This is a genomic window from Algoriphagus boseongensis, assembly GCF_004362805.1.
In the GTDB taxonomy this organism is placed as follows: domain Bacteria; phylum Bacteroidota; class Bacteroidia; order Cytophagales; family Cyclobacteriaceae; genus Algoriphagus; species Algoriphagus boseongensis.
On record NZ_SNYF01000005.1, the window covers coordinates 796941 to 813102 of the forward strand.

Here is a 16162-nt window from a genome sequence, read left to right on the forward strand (position 1 = left end):
TATTCTTTCGCATGGATTTTGTTTTTTTAAACCACATAGACACATAGAGAAAATAAGATATCTCCCATCAAACATCAGACATCCCAACTCCCTAACTCCCTGACTTCCCACTTTAAACCGCAGAGGCGCTAAGACCCAGAGAATATGATTCAACAATCCATTGTCCCGTAGGGACTAAAGCTCGGTAGGCAAATAAATAATGTTTTTTCCTCGCTGGTGCAGGGATTTGTTTAGGAATGGATATCCAATTACCAGCGAAATGGAAATAGAATTTTGGCGATAAAAGAAAGGCAAAATTCAAGGATTCAATTATGGCAAAGGCATCTCTTGAATCCAATTTAAAAACACCTTAAAGCCCTGAACGCCAATCCTTAAAATCCTTAACTAACCTCTTGTTTTTCTCAAACTAACCTCCTAAATTTCATTACAGTTACTTTTTGTACTGTGTTGTTTTTTTGTTCAACCATTAATTTTTAAAAGAATGGAAAATAAAGTTTCCATCGATATCCCAGAAGCGGATATCCTGGCGGTCAAAGCCGCCCTCAAAACTGTAGGGGATATTTTGAATCCCTACTTGATCGCACTCACCGAGGATCAGCGTCGTAAGATGCTCAAAATGGGTGAGGCCACGGAACCTTTCGTAGGAAAGGTAATGGACTATGTGGTATCCAATCCACAGTTTCTCAATCCCTTTACGAACGTGCCGGAAATGCACAAGGACTGGAAAGCCATTTCCCAGTTGCTTCCGATACTTCGTACAGTGGATCAGCTCAGCAGCAACCTCAACGATACCGTGATGGAAGCTGGCAAGGAAGTACTTGAACCTGCCCTGGCCTATTATACGGCCGTGAAAATGGGAGTCAGGATGAATGTACCCGATGCCAAGCCCATCTATGAGGAGCTTCGCAAACGCTGGGAGAAACGAAGCAAACCTAAAGATGGGGATGCTGAGTCTTAAGTAGCAAAAGTCGCGTAATTGCCCAAAGGCCGAGTGAATCCACTCGGCCTTTTCTTTTTAGGGAATATTTCTCTTTCCTAATCAATCTTCAGAAGATCAAAATCAAGCTTATTAAGTTCGATTTCAAGCCTCCGAAGCTCAACATCAAGCTTCTGATCTATGGCATCAAACTTCTGCGGGATTCCGCTGAGCCATGGAGCTTCACCCGCAAACTTCCGAGGGATTCCCTCGAAGCGATCTGGGTATACCGTGACCTTATTCTCTTCACCCCTAAAGCAAAAAGCCTCAAGCTTGAGGTAACTAAGTTCACGCATGAGCTTCCTTGGGTATATGTCGAAGCTCAGAAGCTTAAGCGAATCATAAATAGGTTTAAAGGATAGGTAAATAAGGTTGGAAAGGGGGAGGGGCTAGTTTATGAATTGCAAATTCCTTCAAATAATAAGCGGAGTTGCAAACTCCGCTTAGTCCTAATTAGGTATTCAACTCCCAGAGGGGCTTATTGCTCAAATTATTCCCATTTTCGCGCACGATTCCAGAAATGAGGCTTTTATAAAATTACCTGCTGCAAACGGATTTGTTCTAGCTGACTTAATTACATTTTGAATATGCTTACCCTTAGAGTAAAAAACCTTCGAAATGAAAGGTAAATTGTTGTATTCATCGTGAATTTGCATAAACCAATATTTACCATCTGTCTTTGAAGCACATTTTTCTTTGTAACGTTCTTCAATTCCAAAAACTTCTTTCCAAGTATCAACTTCCTGCTGATGAGTAGGTGATGTCAGATTCACAGTCACATCATTTTCAGATAGGGTATTGATGTCAGGATTTGAAAATGTCAAGTCAATATTAATTTCATAACCATTGTCCGTGTCGTAAGGAAAGAAAGCTCTCCGTCTAGCATTCGTGTTTGGACTTGTAATCGGGTCTTGTCTCAGTTTGTGTGAAGAGTTACACTCATGACACATTGGAGCTAGATTCTTAAAGTTGATTGAATTAAATGGATAAATGTCTTTCGGTAAATAATGGTCGTAAGCATCACGTACTGTCCGATTTGGCCCTTTGATACTATTTAGTCCGCAAAAAGGACATTTGCGTTCATCATTTGTAGTTACGAATTCGTCATAGTGACTATCAATTGTTCCAATCTTATCTTGAACTGCTTTCAGATGAATTACACTCGTGAAAAGACTTTTATAAAATGAAATCAGCTCATTTTTCAATGGTTCACTCAATGCTTGTAGAGTTGAATAAACATATGGATTGCATCCATTTTGCTGTTTGCATAAATCAAGAACATTATTGTTGTTCTTGTAGGCTTGAGCTAACAAATCCTTTGTTGGCTGGTCAAACCCTTGAAAAATAATGTAAACCCTTTCAATAGGACCATACAGGTAATCAGTTGTGATTCTTGCATCATAAAAGATTGCAAGGGTGATTTCTTTCAAGTCATCTGGTAACAGGTCAATATTGTAATCAACCGCTGCGTCTGCAGTGCACCAAACATTTAGAAACAAATCATCCATCCACTGCTGTAGTGCATAAATGCTATGATTCTCTATGAATTGATATGGAAACAACATTATTTTTTCTTTTCTAGTGCTTTATTGACAAACATTACTTTTTCTACCGAGTCACCTAATCGGTCATTAGCTATTTGAATTAGGATGTCAGGATCTTCTCCTTTTTCTAGTCGGTCATAAAGCTCATCGTAAACAGAATTAGCAAATCCGCCAATCGTCTCATGTTTCTCAAATACCTTTAGTGTAATCTGATTCACAGAAGCTCCAAACGTATTGAAGCCTGGTCTTTCTACAGTTACAATCCTCGTTTCATCATTTTTTTTGAAGACCAACACATTTTCTTCATGACTGTCTGAAATGATAAAAGGAGAGTGGGAAGTAATGAGTAATTCCCTCATATTTCTCTTTTCGGGTTGGTTCAAACAGTCTTTCAAAGTTGAAATGAACTTTGCTCGCCAATCTGGATTGAAATGTGTCTCAGGCTCGTCTAGTAAGAAAAGAGAGTTTGTGTCTTTGAAAAGCAAACAAATCCCCATTGCGTGCAAATACTGATGCTCACCATCAGATAGCGATTTGATCGAAATATCATCTCTATTACCTTCTTTCTCAATTTTGAAATCTTTGAAACGCATAACACGTTTATCAGAAGGTAGTTTAGGAACGGTTTCATTTACATAAAGGCTTCCTGATTTATATAAATCCTGCTTGAGTTGTACATCTACTTCATACAAGTTCAAGGTCAGCAGTATTTGGAAGGTTCTAAACAATTCAAAAGTACTTTCAAAGTTTCCCTGAAAAGCTTTTTTCATCTCACTCAATTCAATGAGTTCTCCTTGTTCGTTTCGATGGTCTGGGTCGATGAAAAAATCGAGATAAAGCACTTTATTCTCTGCATCAAAAAACTGGCTGGTTGCACAATTCTTTAGCTTGTCAATTGCCTTTAACTCGGTTGCGAGAACTTCTGGTCGCTTTTTCAAATTGTAGGTCAATTCGAAAACATCCTTGTTGTCTATTTCCAGTTCGTCTGCTCGTAATGCCGAGACATTCTCTTCGGTTCTGTATTTGGCAATGGGAACACCTTGGCGTATGATGATGCGAAACTGTTTGATGGATTTGATACCAATTGCCCTGTATATTGGCAGCAGGATTTTTTCATCCTGCATCAGGTAGTTGGTCAGAAAAACGGCTTGGCTGTATTGATTGTCCAGATACACCAAGCGACCTTCAGGTTGTGAATATCCTGTTTCGTTACGTAAAGCATCTTCATATTCGTCATAATGAAGAAATCTCATTTTGAAAAATGGCAAACTCAAAATTTCATTCTCACCTGATGAATAGCCGATTACATAATCTGGCAATACTTTTTTTACCTCAATTCGACTTAATTTCTGTTCCTTACCTCGACCTAGTTCTTCTCGATTAAGCCATAGGATTTCAGGTGATTCGTTTATTTTTTTTGAAATTAAAATATGAGCATCATAGCTAATGTCATAATCAGAACTATAATCATCTGAATAACTGCCGTTATGGTAATGAATATATTCTAACTCAAAAGCATCTGGCGAACAATATTCTGCAAAAAATCCATCAGTGTGAATGTGATTAAAATCTCCTTCACCTTCAAAACCTTCAGGTTTGTTTTCCAAATAAATGCACTCTATGTGATAGAATATAGCTGCCAATGCTTCCAGAATGTTCGACTTGCCACTTCCATTTCTGCCTACCAAACAATAAGGCATAAAGTCCCACATCTTCGCTTTGTCAAAATCACGAAGGAAGTGAACTTCAAAACCTGCTTGCAGGCTTCTGAAATCGGTATTCAGTTTAAGCCTTAGCAGTTTCATTGACGATGAGTTCTATTTGTTTGGTGGATTCATTGAATTGCTGACGGATAAAGGCGTTTTCCTCTGACAACCATTTGAAAAGTAGTGTTGCCACTTCATCATATTCGGGAACAGTCTCAAATGGAAACTTGGTGATTTCTTCCCAAAGCTGATCGAATGTAAATGCTTCTTTGAATTTGCCCTTAACAATGCGGTATTTTACGTATTCTTCCCAAAAGGGAATTTCTCCTTTTATCTTTAACTCTGCTTCAAGTTGCCGAATGGTATTATCTATTTCATCAGGTGCGCCCGTATGTGGCTGGTTTCTGTGAAATTCCTCAAGCTCTTTATTAATCTTATCAATGACAACAACTTCCCCTCTGATTTTGGATTGAACTCTTTTGGCGCCTTCAAAAACTACTTTTTCAATAACCGTTAATTCACCTTTTAAAGCTTTATGACTTAGAGTGTTGAGTGTTTTTGTTAGCTCAGATTTACTCTCTATTAATAGTAATTTGATTTTTAGCGATTGATCAACAATGCTTGAAAAACGTTCTTGAAGTGCAGGGGGTGGACAAAGTATTTTGTATGACTTTATATCTCTTGGAGAAATATGAGGAACTGTTGTCTCGGTAGGTTTACAGTGAATTTTAAACGCTCTGTTTCTTAAAGAATAATACAAAAAATTTTGATTGATCTTTTTTGCTCTAATTCTTGCTGTCCTTTGAATTAATAGAGAAGGAATCCCCTCCTTATCTACTTGACCAATTTTAAAACCACTTGAAATCCAAGGTCTATCCATTGCTAGTACAATGTCTCTCTCTTGCAAAAAATAATTTTCGAGACCATCAATTTCTTTGTGAGGCCACCTTTTTGAGTCTTCCCATTGAATCCTTTCAGGCATTATTATGAATCCGCCACAAAGCCTTATTCCTGATAAAGAATCAGTATAATTTTCACTTTTAAATGGATGACCAGTTAATACATCTGCCAAATTATCTAGTTCGTCCATCGGCAATTTCATGTTGTTAGTCAATGGATCACCAAACATTTCTAAATATTTCATTTTTAGAAATTCATCTAGTAAATCGATGCTTTGTTCTCGTTTCGAAATAAGATGCTGTGCTTTTTCTAATACATCAGCAATTCTTTCTTGGTCTTCTAATGAAGCTGGAATATGAAGTTTAAAGAGCGATAGATCATTCTTGTTAAAACCTGCCTGTGCTGCTCGAGCTCCAATGTTCAAGATAAAATTCTGGAAGTCTGTTCCTGTTAACACATAATACAAGTAGCGTTTTGAAAGTAGTTCCTCATTGGGAATGGTTTTAATGATAGCAACGTTGAATGCTCCTGCTAATCCTGTTAATATCTTTCCAACTGAAGCACCATAGCGACCAATCAGAATATCATCTTCTTCGCACTTGTTGAGTTTCTTCGTGTCCTTTACATAGGCAATATGTTCTTCCTTTCCTTGCGTAAAGTCACGGATTTGTAGCATTCGGACAAAGCCAGCTCTTGGCTCATTTATCCACTCTTCTTTCGGAGGTTGTGTGCCGCCCTGAAAGTCGCAGATGTCCGTTAATCTATATTCTTTGGTTTCCATCAGGCAATCATGTCTTTTAAGGTTTTTAATTCTGCCTGAATGGTTTCTTCCAGTTTTTCTAATTCTTCCAATATCAACGCAGGGTCTTTGTACTCAATTTCCTCAAATATCTGTTCCTGGTATTTGCTCATGCTTAAGTCGTAGTTGTTGTCTTCAATTTCCTTTTTAGGAACAAAAAAGCATTGAGCAGTTCGGTCGTTGTCTTTTTCAGGATTACGGCTTCTGTATTTGGTAATTATGTCTTGTAAGTCGCCAAAATCTCTGGCACCACCTTCTTTGAATTTCTCGGCTCGTCTGTCATTCAATTCATAGCCGTCATCCTTCATTTCATAAAACCAAGTGTTTTCAGTTACCCCACCTTTGGTGAAAATGAGAATGGATGTACTCACACCAGCATAGGGTTTAAAAACACCACTAGGCATAGTAATCACAGCATTCAATTCGGCTTCTTCCACCATCTTTTTACGTAGTTGAATAAAGGCATTACTTGAGCTAAATAATACGCCTTGAGGCACAATAATGGCAGCCACACCACCCATTTTAAGCATATTGTAAATGCGTTCCACAAAAAGCAATTCGGTTTTAGTGGTTTGCAGTTTTAGGTTTTCGTTGATGTCACCTTTGTCAATACTGCCCGTGAATGGTGGATTTGCCATTACAATATCGTATAGAGCATCTTCATTATAGGTTTTGCTTAAGGTGTCTTTGTAGTCGATATGCGGATTGTCGATACCGTGCATCATGAGGTTCATTAATCCAAGACGAACCATCGTAATGTCAATATCATAGCCGAAGAAACTGTCCTCCAAAATCTGTTTTACCTCTTCGGTAAGCACAGCCGAAAGTGATCCTCTTTCAAAACCATCATTGTCTTTTACCAGTTTGGAAGGATCTTTCTGGCGAACCAAATCACTCAAAATGTATTGATATGCTCCCAATAAAAATCCACCTGTTCCGCAGGCTGGGTCGGCAATTCGTTTTCCCAACTTCGGTTCAACTAAGTCAGACATTAGCTTTATAATATGTCTTGGTGTTCGGAATTGGCCGTTCTTACCTGCTGTTGCAATCTCGCTCAACAACATTTCATACACATCACCCTGAATGTCCTGAAATGCATGACCGCCTTTAATGGCGTCTTTTTCAATTTCCTGAAAGATTAACTCAATTTGTTTGATGGCTTCAACCAACAACAAGGGTTTTTCAATAATGAAAACCGCATTGGCCATGTGTTTGGTGAATGGAGAAGTTTCTCCATTTAGAGTCCTGATAAATGGAAAAACATTGAAACGAACATGTTCCAACATTTTTTCAGCTGGAGCCATGGTTTTAAAAAAAGACCAACGTAATTCGTTTTTATCTCTTGGTTTTTTGTTTTCAGCCACTATAGCTGCTATTTCTTTCTCACTTCGCCCGCTAGGGTGGTCACCTTTGTCAAAATAAAGCTCAGTATCATCAAAGTGAGGGATATAAGTTCCGCTAAATCTAGAAGTATATGGTTCTCCAGTAAATTCTGCATCCTTTTCCCTCTTTGCTTCCATGTCATCTAGTCGTTTCATGAATAGCAAGTAGGTAATTTGTTCAATTGCTGTTAAAGGATTGCTTATACCGCCACTCCAGAATGTATTCCAAAGATTGTTAATGGTAGATTTTAGATTTGCGTTGTTCTGTAACATTATGCCGCCAATAATTTTTGAGTTAAACTTAAAATTTCATCAATCTCTTTTGGATTGAATACGCCCCTGATTCCGTCAGGATGGAGCATGGTGAATGGTGATTCAATCAAGTTGCGTTTTTTCAATTCACCTCTTTCAATGATGTAGTTTTTTAGCAAGTCCAAAAACTGCAATTGTCTGCTGCCTAAATAACTGTGGGCCGTAATAAAATCATTGAATGCTTTTGAAACTGTTTCAGGAAAAGACTCTAAAATTTCAATTCCCAAAATATGTTTGATGAATTGAATCAACTGAGCTTTACGATGGTTGTACACTCTTCGAAGAAGATCAACTGTAATATTTGGGTGTTCTTCATAAAGTTCTTCAGCTAATTTATGAGCTTCTTCATCTGAAATTGATTCACCTGCTTTTATCTTTTTTAATAGTGGGTTGGTTTCGGTTAGTTCGTTTATTTTTTCTTCAACCAACTCTTTGTATCTCGAAATACTAACCGATTCATGTTGTGGTCCAAATTCAACAAATTCTCTTTGTGTGATGATATCCTGCAAATTGAATTTAGCAGGGCCAAGAGGAACAATCGCAGATTCAATAAACTTCATTAATGGAGCAAGCTTGTTTATCAGGGCATCATACTTGTCTTCGTTGATGGTAGCCCAATACTGATTGGTTTGAGATTGACGAATCAATTCAGCTTCTTTCGCAACTATGTTTATTGATGTCGGCAGTTCAGCAATGGTTTCAACAATTCCATCACGAAGTGTGTCATATTTTTCTGTTTCCTGATTTAGTTGAGCCAACGACACTTCTACTATATCCTTTTCAAACCGCATTGCTTTAAAGTCGGTATCGGAAATGGTTCTCATCAATGGTTTTACTGTCGTTCTGAGAAAACCAATTTTATCTACTGTTAAGTGATTCCAGAAATTGTTATCGTCCAGTCGTTGTAGGTCATTTTTAGCATCCATCACAACCACTGAATTTTGAGGTAAGCTCTCAATTTGCTTTTTCAACTTGATGATTTCACGAGATGTAATTTCAGTTTCGTTGACTTCAATCGCTTTCTCAATTTTATCCAGACGTAAACCGAAAAGTCGAACGGGTAATGGAATTTGAGGCTTTAATTCTTTTCCTTTAGGATTGAGTTTGAAGTATTCAAAATTGTCCCAACAATCCATAATAAGGAAAACGTCTTTTTCAGCACACCAAGGTTTCATTTTGGTTGGCTCCAACAAACGAGTTCCTCTACCTATCATCTGCCAAAACTTGGTATAGGAATAGACTGGTTTTGCAAAAACCAAGTTGACTAATTCACGAACATCAATTCCCGTATCCAACATGTCAACACTGATGGCAACTCTTGGCATGTCATTATGAATGAACTGGTCTAACAATCCACCTTTACCATATGCTCTTGGGTCATCCGATACAATGACCTTGGCTAATTCACCTTTGTATTCAGGATAAAGATTGTCGAAGATGTGTTCAATTTCTCTTGCATGTCGCTTACCGACACAAAAGAAAATTGTTTTGCCAGGAAGAACTCCATTCGGGTCTTTGATACATTCTTCCATGAAGGTTTTTACAATCAATGCATTTGTGCCTCTGTTGCTAACTGTTTTTTCAAGTTCAGTTCCTTCATAGTTTATTTCCTCAATTTCTTTTCCTTCTAGAATCAGTTTCTTTTGGTCTTCCAGAGAAATGGTTCTTTTGCTTATTCCTTCATCTTGGAATTTGGTCTTGATTTTCATTACCTGAAAATTGCTCAGGTAGGGAGGAATATTATTTACGGCTTCTTCATAAGAGTAAGCGTAAGTTGGAACGCCATCTTCACATTCGAACAATTCAAAAGTGTTATGGTCTATAACATCAGTTGGAGTTGCAGTTAATCCAAGGGTAATTGTGTTGAAATAGTCAAGAATTTCTTGATAAGTATTGTAAATACTTCTGTGGCTTTCATCCACAACGATTAAATCAAAGAAGTGAGGAGAAAGCGAATTGTTTTCATCTCGAATGATGTTCAGCATTGTTGGATAGGTGGAAACATAAATTCGTCTATCCTGTGCAATTGATTTTTCGCCAACTTTCGGCCATCTTGGTTCATTTGAGAGATGTTCTTTGAATGCATCCAAAGCTTGGTCACGTAACGCAATTCGGTCAACAAGGAAAAGCACTCTCTCAGCCCAACCTGCTCTCATCAAAGATTCAACCAATGCAATGCAGGTTCTTGTTTTTCCGGTTCCAGTTGCCATAACCAAAAGAAACTTTCGCTTCCTTTTCTGAACAGCTTCTAACACTGAACGGATCGCTCTTTGTTGATAATCTCGTCCTGCAATTTTTGTGTTAATGAATTCACTTGCTAATGCTTTCCTTGATTGTCGAAGGTTTTTATAGCGTTGTAAATCGTCTATGGTCGGAAAACCATGCACTTTTCTTGGAGGATAGTTTTCGAGATCCCAAAAGAAGATCTCATGACCGTTGGTATAAAAACAAAATGGTAAATCGCCTCCAACATTTGATTGAATATTATAACAATATTGTTTGGCTTGTTCTTTTCCAATATTCGCATCAACACTAGCTTTTTTTGCCTCTATTACTGCCAATGGTTTACCATTTTTACCGAGTAAAACGTAATCGCAATATTGATGGCCTGAATAAGGTGTTCTGCCTTCTTGAACTAGACTTTGATCCACAACTATATCGAACTCAATAACTACCTGAGATCGGTCATTAATATTCCATCCCGCATTTTTGAGGCGTGAATCAATTATTTCCTTTCTTGTCTTCGATTCATTCATTCAATTAAAAAATTATTTAAAAATTACTTTTTAAGCCAACTCCCTTAAATCCACTGGCACTACTCTCGACACCCCCGCTTCGATCATGGTGATCCCATAGATAATATCCGTGCTGGCCATGGTGCGCTTGTTGTGCGTGACGATAATAAACTGACTATCGGTACTGAACTTCTGGATGATTTGGTTGAACTTGTCAATGTTCGCATCGTCCAGTGGGGCGTCCACCTCGTCGAAGATACAGAAGGGGGCAGGCTTCAGCAGGTAGATGGAAAAGAGTAGGGAAGTGGCAGTCAGGGTCTTTTCCCCTCCGCTCAGCTGATTGATGGTCAGTGGACGTTTACCCTTAGGCTTGGCCATAATCTCGATCGGGGATTCCAGAGGATTCTCCGGATCCACCAGAGTCAGGTCGCAGTCGTCCTGCTCGGTAAAGAGGGAGCGGAAGACCTTGACGAAGTTTTCCTTGATTTGGGAAAAAGCGGTGAGGAAAGTCTCCTTAGCCACCTGATCGATCTCGGAGATGGTGGTGAGCAGGCCGTTTTTGGCTTGGATCAGGTCTTCTTTTTGTCCCTGGATAAAGTCGTAGCGCTCCTTGATCTCGTCGTAGGCTTCCATGGCCATAGGGTTGATCGGTCCGATCTTTTCCAGTCTTTCCTTTTGCTTGCGGACAAGTTCCCGTAGTTCCTCCTCAGAAAAGTCCAGAAATTCCTCCTCCAGGTTTGGATTTTCTTCCATCAATTGATCCAGATCCAGCTCGAATTCCACGCTGAGTCGCTCCTTCATCCCGCTCATCTTGAGCTTGATCTCGTTGATGCTGTTGTGCAGCTCCTGTAGGAGTTGGTCGAAACCTTCCTTGGCCTTTTGCAGGCTGCGGATGCGGGTATCCGTCTCGTCGATCAGGCCACGGGCTCCGTAGTAGTCCTTTTCGGCTTCGGTCACGCCCTGCTCGATGCCTTCTTTTTCGGAGTAAAGCTCGATCAGTTCGTCATCCTTGATCTCGTTGTTTTCCAGCAGGGATTTGATCTCTGCATCCAGTTGGGCGAGTTCGGACTGAGACTTTTCTATGCGCTCCTTGGAGCTTTCGAAGGCATTTTGCTTGAATTCGATCTCCTGCTCCAGGCTATTTACCCGGTTGACCTGCTGGATATAGGTGATATTTTCCTGGTTGAAAGTCTGGGACTTCTCCGCCAGTTTTTTGTTTTCTGCTTCTGTCTCTTCGGTAAGGATGCTGACTTGCTCCGCCAGTCCTTCGAACTGGGCCTTTTCGTCAGTGAGCTGAGGAAGGATGTCAGCAAGGCTTTCCTCCAAAGTGGCGATGCGCTCCAGAATATCCTCCCGCTTGTGCACATTGGAGGTAAGGAGCTCGGCCAGCTGTTCCTTTTTGGTACGGATGGAGACATAGCCTGAATTCAGCTCGTTGATTTGGGCTTGGCTTTCCTCCAGGGCTTTTTTATAGCTGACCTCCTTAAGCTTGAGCAGGTCGCTTAGCTTTTGGTCCAGATTGCTGCGGGTGGTGCTGACCTTTTTGCCCAGGTCTTTGATTTCCTTGTCCAGCTTTTCCAGATTTTTGGCCCGGCCTATTCTTTTTCCTTCGAAAAGACCCACCGAACCCCCTGAAAGGGAGAATTTACGCTTGGTGTATTTGCCGGATTCGGAAAGGAAAATGCAGTCCGGATCGGGTGGAAAATCCTTGTAATCCCCCTGCACCAGGTAGACATTGTCCAAGATAAAGTTGATCAGGCGGCTGTACTTCACATCGAATTCGATGATCTCAGTCGCGGCCAAGGCATTGGCGAAAAGCTTGCTTTGGCTAGGCTTGAAGCGCTCAAAATGCTCCAGTACAAAGAAATTGGCCTTTCCTCTGGCCGCATCACTCAAGAGCTGAATGGCGGCAATGGCCTGCGCCTCGGTGTCCACCACGTAATAGTTCATGTAGGACTCCAGGTAATTTTCGATGGTCACCCGGTACTTTTCATCCGTGGTGAGCAAGTCGGAGAGTAGGGGAATATCCTTTCCCCAGGTGGAGTTTTTCTTCAGAAACTTGATCGCCTCCGGGAAGCCTTCCAGATTTTCGACCAGGGATTTGGTCAGATTGTATTCGTTAGTCTTGGAGTCCAGCTTGCGGGAGGAAGTCGTCAACTCTTCCCGGATCATTTCGATCACGCGGTTGGTCTCCTCGATCTTTTGATCCTGATCTTCCTGCTTGGCCTTAAGAGCTCCATATTCAGCTTGAGCCTGATCCAGTTCGGCTTTGAGCTCCACCAGTTTGTCTTCAAACTCCGCCAGATTCGCTTCCTGAGAGGAATCATCAGAGGAAGTCCGCTCCAATTCCTGCTTCAGCGTGCTGAGTTGGATTTGCTTGATCTCGACTTCCTTGCCGAGTTGGTAGACTCTTTCCTTTAGGCTTTCAAAGCGAAGGGAAACTTCCTTTTGGGCCTGCTGCTTTTCGGAAGCAATGATCTTTTGTCCATCGTATTCCTGACGAAGTTGGGAGACAATAACTTCTTTTTCCGCTAAAATCTTCTCCGCAGATTCTTTCTCCTGCTGCAAGGAGCGGATGGAGAATCCTGCCCGGTCGTTGGACTTGCGGTCGGTGTCGATTTGCTCACGCAAAGCCTGGGATCTATCCTCCAAAAAGCGAAGGCGTTCGTTTTTGATTTTCTTCTCCGACTCAAAAGCCCGGATTTTATTCACGTGCTCGTTGAGGGTCTTTTGTCGGGAAGCGAGGAGTTTTTCCTTATGGATGAGGTCGGACTTGAGTTGTGCCAAAAGAGCTTCCTGATCCGCGATCTGGGTTTGCACCTGAAGCTTGCGATCGGATTCTCCCTGGATTTTGGCATTGGCCTCGATCAGGCTTTGGGAATATTTTTCGATAGACTTCTTAGCCAGATTGATGCTGGCTTTTCGGTAGTCCACCTTGATTTCAAAGTATTTGGCAGCCTGCTTGGCCTGCTTTTCCAAAGACTTGAGGTTTTTATCGATCTCGTAGAGCAAGTCTTCCACCCGAGCCAGATCGGCGTCGGTATCCTCCAACTTGCGTAGAGTTTCCTTCTTGCGGCTTTTAAACTTATGTATCCCAGCAGCCTCTTCGAAAAGCTCCCGACGGGAGTTGTTCTTATCGTTGAGGAGTTCGTCGATCATCTTGAGTTCGATGATCGCGTAGGAATTGGAGTTGATCCCCGTGTCCATAAAGAGGTTGGTGATGTCCTTCAGTCGGCAGGTGACTCCGTTGATTTGGTATTCGCTTTCTCCCGTGCGGTAGTAGCGACGGGTGATGGTGACGTGCGTGTATTCAGTAGGGAGGAGGTTTTTGGTGTTTTCAAAAGTCAGGGAAACCTCAGCCATATTGGTGGGTTTTCGGTTTTTGGTGCCGTTGAAGATGACGTTTTCCATCTTGTCGGAGCGGAGCATGCGGGATTTTTGTTCCCCCAACACCCAGCGGATGGCGTCGACTACATTGGACTTACCACAGCCATTAGGACCCACCACACCGGTGATTCCTTTGTCGAAGTGGATGACCATTTTGTCCCCAAAACTCTTAAAGCCTTTGATTTCCAGTTTACTAAGTAGCATTCCTTTTTACTTCCTTCTAAAAGCTAACAAAATAGCATGGATTAGACTATTTGACAAAGAGAAATTGAAATACACTACGTGAAATACGCTTCGCGAGATACCCTCAGCTTCGCTTCGGGAAATATTAGCTTCGCTGAAATACACTTCGTGAAATACACCTCCCGTTGGTCGGTGAAATATTTTAGGGCACAAGTCAAAATAGTATTTCGCGACCGGAGGGAGCGTATTTCAAAGTATTTCCACCGTATTTCTAATTATTTCCCGACCGAAGGGAGCGTTTTTCCAAGTATTTCCACTGTATTTCTATTATTTCCCGACCGAAGGGAGCGTATTTCCACTGTATTTCAATTAAACTTCTAACTTTAAACTTTAAACTAGTGAAATGGATATCGGCAACCTCATATACATCGTCGCGGTAGTAGGGTACTTTATTTATCAGCTTTCGAAGAAAAAGCAGGGGCAAGAAGGTGTGGATATGCCTGAATCCAAACCTGCTCCGCAGAAGGGGATGACTTTTGAAGAACTCCTGAAGGAAATCCGAAATGCCCAAAATCCTCCAGCTCCGGAACCTGTGGCTCCTAAACCTCAGCCTGTTCCTGTATCTACCCGACCTGCACCGAGAAAGAAAGTGGTGGTACAGGAAGAGGAAGATGATGAAATCCAGTACTACGAAGGGGCTTTTGACAAGACGAAGACAAATCCTTACCAGGCCTTTGCAAACCCGCATTCCATTCCTTCCACTCCTTTGATTAAGATGGATTATGATGCTTTGCAAAACAAAAAGGTGAATCCTTATGCAGAATTGCTCAAGAATCCCAAGACTTTGAAGGATGCTGTTGTGGTGTCTGAGATTCTCAAGCCTAAGTATTTTTGATTTTTTGATGTTGGGTGACCGATGATGCGTCATTGCGAGTGACTCAACAAAATCCTAATCTCGATTGAAATTCAAATAGTCACGAAGCAATCTTATCCTCAAGAAAAGACTGCTTCGTCGTTCCTCCTCGCAGTGACGTTGGACGGATGACCGGTGTTTTTATCGTACTGGAATAAATCTATGTTTCTATGTGGTTTTAAAGTAGGATGGTGGGAAGTTAGGGAGTTTGGAGGTTTCATGACCGATGTTGGGTGACCGATGACCGATGATGCGTCATTGCGAGGGGCAGAATCTTTTCATGATTCTATCGATTCTTAAATGCCCCGAAGCAATCTTATCCTTATATGAAGACTGCTTCGTCGTTCCTCCTCGCAGTGACGATGGACGGATGACAGGTGTTTTTAGCGTACTGGAATAATCCTATGTTCCTATGTGGTTTTTGAGTGGGAGGTAGGGAAGTTAGGGAGTTTGGATGTTTCATGACCGATGTTGGGTGACCGATGACCGGTGATGCGTCATTGCGAGTGACTCCTGAAAAATCCTAAACTCAATTGAAATCGAAAGAGTCACGAAGCAATCTTATCCTCAATGAAAGACTGCTTCGTCGTTTCCTCCTCGCAGTGACGTTGGACTGATGACCGGTATTTGATGTTTTTTATCTTATTTTCTCTATTTGGTCTCTGCGGTAAAAAATGAAAATACTTGTGAAAGAAGAATCCTTTCCATTTCGCTGGTAATTGTAGATACATTCCTAATCAAATCCCTACACCAGCGAGGAAAAAAACATTTTCTATTTTCCTACCGAGCTTTAGTCCCTATGGGACAATTGACAGTTGAACCTTTTTCTCTGCGTCTTAGCGCCTCTGCGAGAAAATCTATGTTCCTATGTGGTTTTAAAGTAGGAAGTTGGGAGGTTTTGATGTCGGATGATCGATGTTGGGTGACCGATGACCGGTGATGCGTCATTGCGAGTGACTCCTGAAAAATCCTAAACTCAATTGAAATCGAAAGAGTCACGAAGCAATCTTATCCTCAATGAAAGACTGCTTCGTCGTTTCCTCCTCGCAGTGACGTTGGACTGATGACCGGTATTTGATGTTTTTTATCTTATTTTCTCTATTTGGTCTCTGCGGTAAAAAATGAAAATACTTGTGAAAGAAGAATTCTTTCCATTTCGCTGGTAATTGGAGATACATTCCTAATCAAATCCCTACACCAGCGAGAAAAAAAACATCTTGTATTTTCCTACCGAGCTTTAGTCCCTATGGGACAATTGACACTTGAACCTTTTTCTCTGCGTCTTAGCGCCTCTGCGAGAAAATCTATGTTCCTATGTGGTTTTT

Annotated in this window: 9 protein-coding genes; 2 read left to right on the top strand and 7 right to left on the bottom strand. The window is 41.0% G+C overall.

Annotated elements, in window-relative coordinates:
* Positions 1 to 562: 562 nt before the first annotated feature.
* Entirely contained in the window at positions 563 to 958 is a 396-nt protein-coding gene (locus DFQ04_RS03470; RefSeq protein ID WP_243739624.1) for a hypothetical protein, read from the top strand.
* 77 nt (positions 959 to 1035) lie between these two features.
* On the opposite strand, the gene DFQ04_RS03475 is transcribed toward DFQ04_RS03470, so the two are convergent.
* The 7 genes from DFQ04_RS03475 to smc all read right to left on the bottom strand — a co-directional run bounded on the left by DFQ04_RS03475 (position 1036) and on the right by smc (position 13945).
* A complete protein-coding gene (locus DFQ04_RS03475) occupies positions 1036 to 1272 on the bottom strand; it encodes a hypothetical protein (protein WP_133552720.1) in 237 nt (78 codons plus the stop codon).
* Between the two features lie 189 nt (positions 1273 to 1461).
* On the bottom strand, positions 1462 to 2541 hold the full coding sequence (locus tag DFQ04_RS03480) for an HNH endonuclease (RefSeq protein WP_133552722.1): 1080 nt from the start codon (positions 2539 to 2541) through the stop codon (positions 1462 to 1464).
* The gene (locus tag DFQ04_RS03485) at positions 2541 to 4325 is read right to left on the bottom strand and encodes a restriction system-associated AAA family ATPase (RefSeq protein WP_133552724.1); all 1785 of its coding nucleotides are present in this window, start codon (positions 4323 to 4325) and stop codon (positions 2541 to 2543) included. The genes DFQ04_RS03480 and DFQ04_RS03485 overlap by 1 nt, the downstream gene beginning before the upstream one ends.
* Positions 4306 to 5907: a restriction endonuclease subunit S gene (locus DFQ04_RS03490; protein WP_133552726.1), complete on the bottom strand. Its 1602-nt coding sequence runs from the start codon at positions 5905 to 5907 to the stop codon at positions 4306 to 4308. The genes DFQ04_RS03485 and DFQ04_RS03490 overlap by 20 nt, the downstream gene beginning before the upstream one ends.
* A complete protein-coding gene (locus tag DFQ04_RS03495; RefSeq protein WP_133552728.1) occupies positions 5907 to 7580 on the bottom strand; it encodes a type I restriction-modification system subunit M in 1674 nt (557 codons plus the stop codon). Before DFQ04_RS03495 ends, DFQ04_RS03490 begins: the two co-directional genes overlap by 1 nt.
* The gene (locus DFQ04_RS03500; RefSeq protein ID WP_133552730.1) at positions 7580 to 10375 is read right to left on the bottom strand and encodes a type I restriction endonuclease subunit R; all 2796 of its coding nucleotides are present in this window, start codon (positions 10373 to 10375) and stop codon (positions 7580 to 7582) included. Before DFQ04_RS03500 ends, DFQ04_RS03495 begins: the two co-directional genes overlap by 1 nt.
* Positions 10376 to 10405: 30 nt before the next feature.
* Positions 10406 to 13945 carry a chromosome segregation protein SMC gene (smc, locus tag DFQ04_RS03505; RefSeq protein ID WP_133552732.1) on the bottom strand — a complete coding sequence of 1180 codons (3540 nt, stop codon included), beginning with the start codon at positions 13943 to 13945 and terminating at the stop codon, positions 10406 to 10408.
* Between the two features lie 382 nt (positions 13946 to 14327).
* Here smc and DFQ04_RS03510 point away from each other — a divergent pair, with 382 nt between their 5' ends.
* Complete coding sequence (locus DFQ04_RS03510) at positions 14328 to 14819, top strand: hypothetical protein (RefSeq protein WP_133552734.1); 492 nt, start codon at positions 14328 to 14330, stop codon at positions 14817 to 14819.
* Positions 14820 to 16162: the final 1343 nt, after the last annotated feature.

Coding starts and splice junctions, on each gene's coding strand:
- smc (WP_133552732.1), bottom strand. CDS start 13,945: ATGCTACTTAGTAAACTGGAAATCAAAGGCTTTAAGAGTTTTGGGGAC.
- DFQ04_RS03500 (WP_133552730.1), bottom strand. CDS start 10,375: ATGAATGAATCGAAGACAAGAAAGGAAATAATTGATTCACGCCTCAAA.
- DFQ04_RS03490 (WP_133552726.1), bottom strand. CDS start 5,907: ATGGAAACCAAAGAATATAGATTAACGGACATCTGCGACTTTCAGGGC.
- DFQ04_RS03485 (WP_133552724.1), bottom strand. CDS start 4,325: ATGAAACTGCTAAGGCTTAAACTGAATACCGATTTCAGAAGCCTGCAA.
- DFQ04_RS03495 (WP_133552728.1), bottom strand. CDS start 7,580: ATGTTACAGAACAACGCAAATCTAAAATCTACCATTAACAATCTTTGG.
- DFQ04_RS03510 (WP_133552734.1), top strand. CDS start 14,328: ATGGATATCGGCAACCTCATATACATCGTCGCGGTAGTAGGGTACTTT.
- DFQ04_RS03475 (WP_133552720.1), bottom strand. CDS start 1,272: ATGCGTGAACTTAGTTACCTCAAGCTTGAGGCTTTTTGCTTTAGGGGT.
- DFQ04_RS03480 (WP_133552722.1), bottom strand. CDS start 2,541: ATGTTGTTTCCATATCAATTCATAGAGAATCATAGCATTTATGCACTA.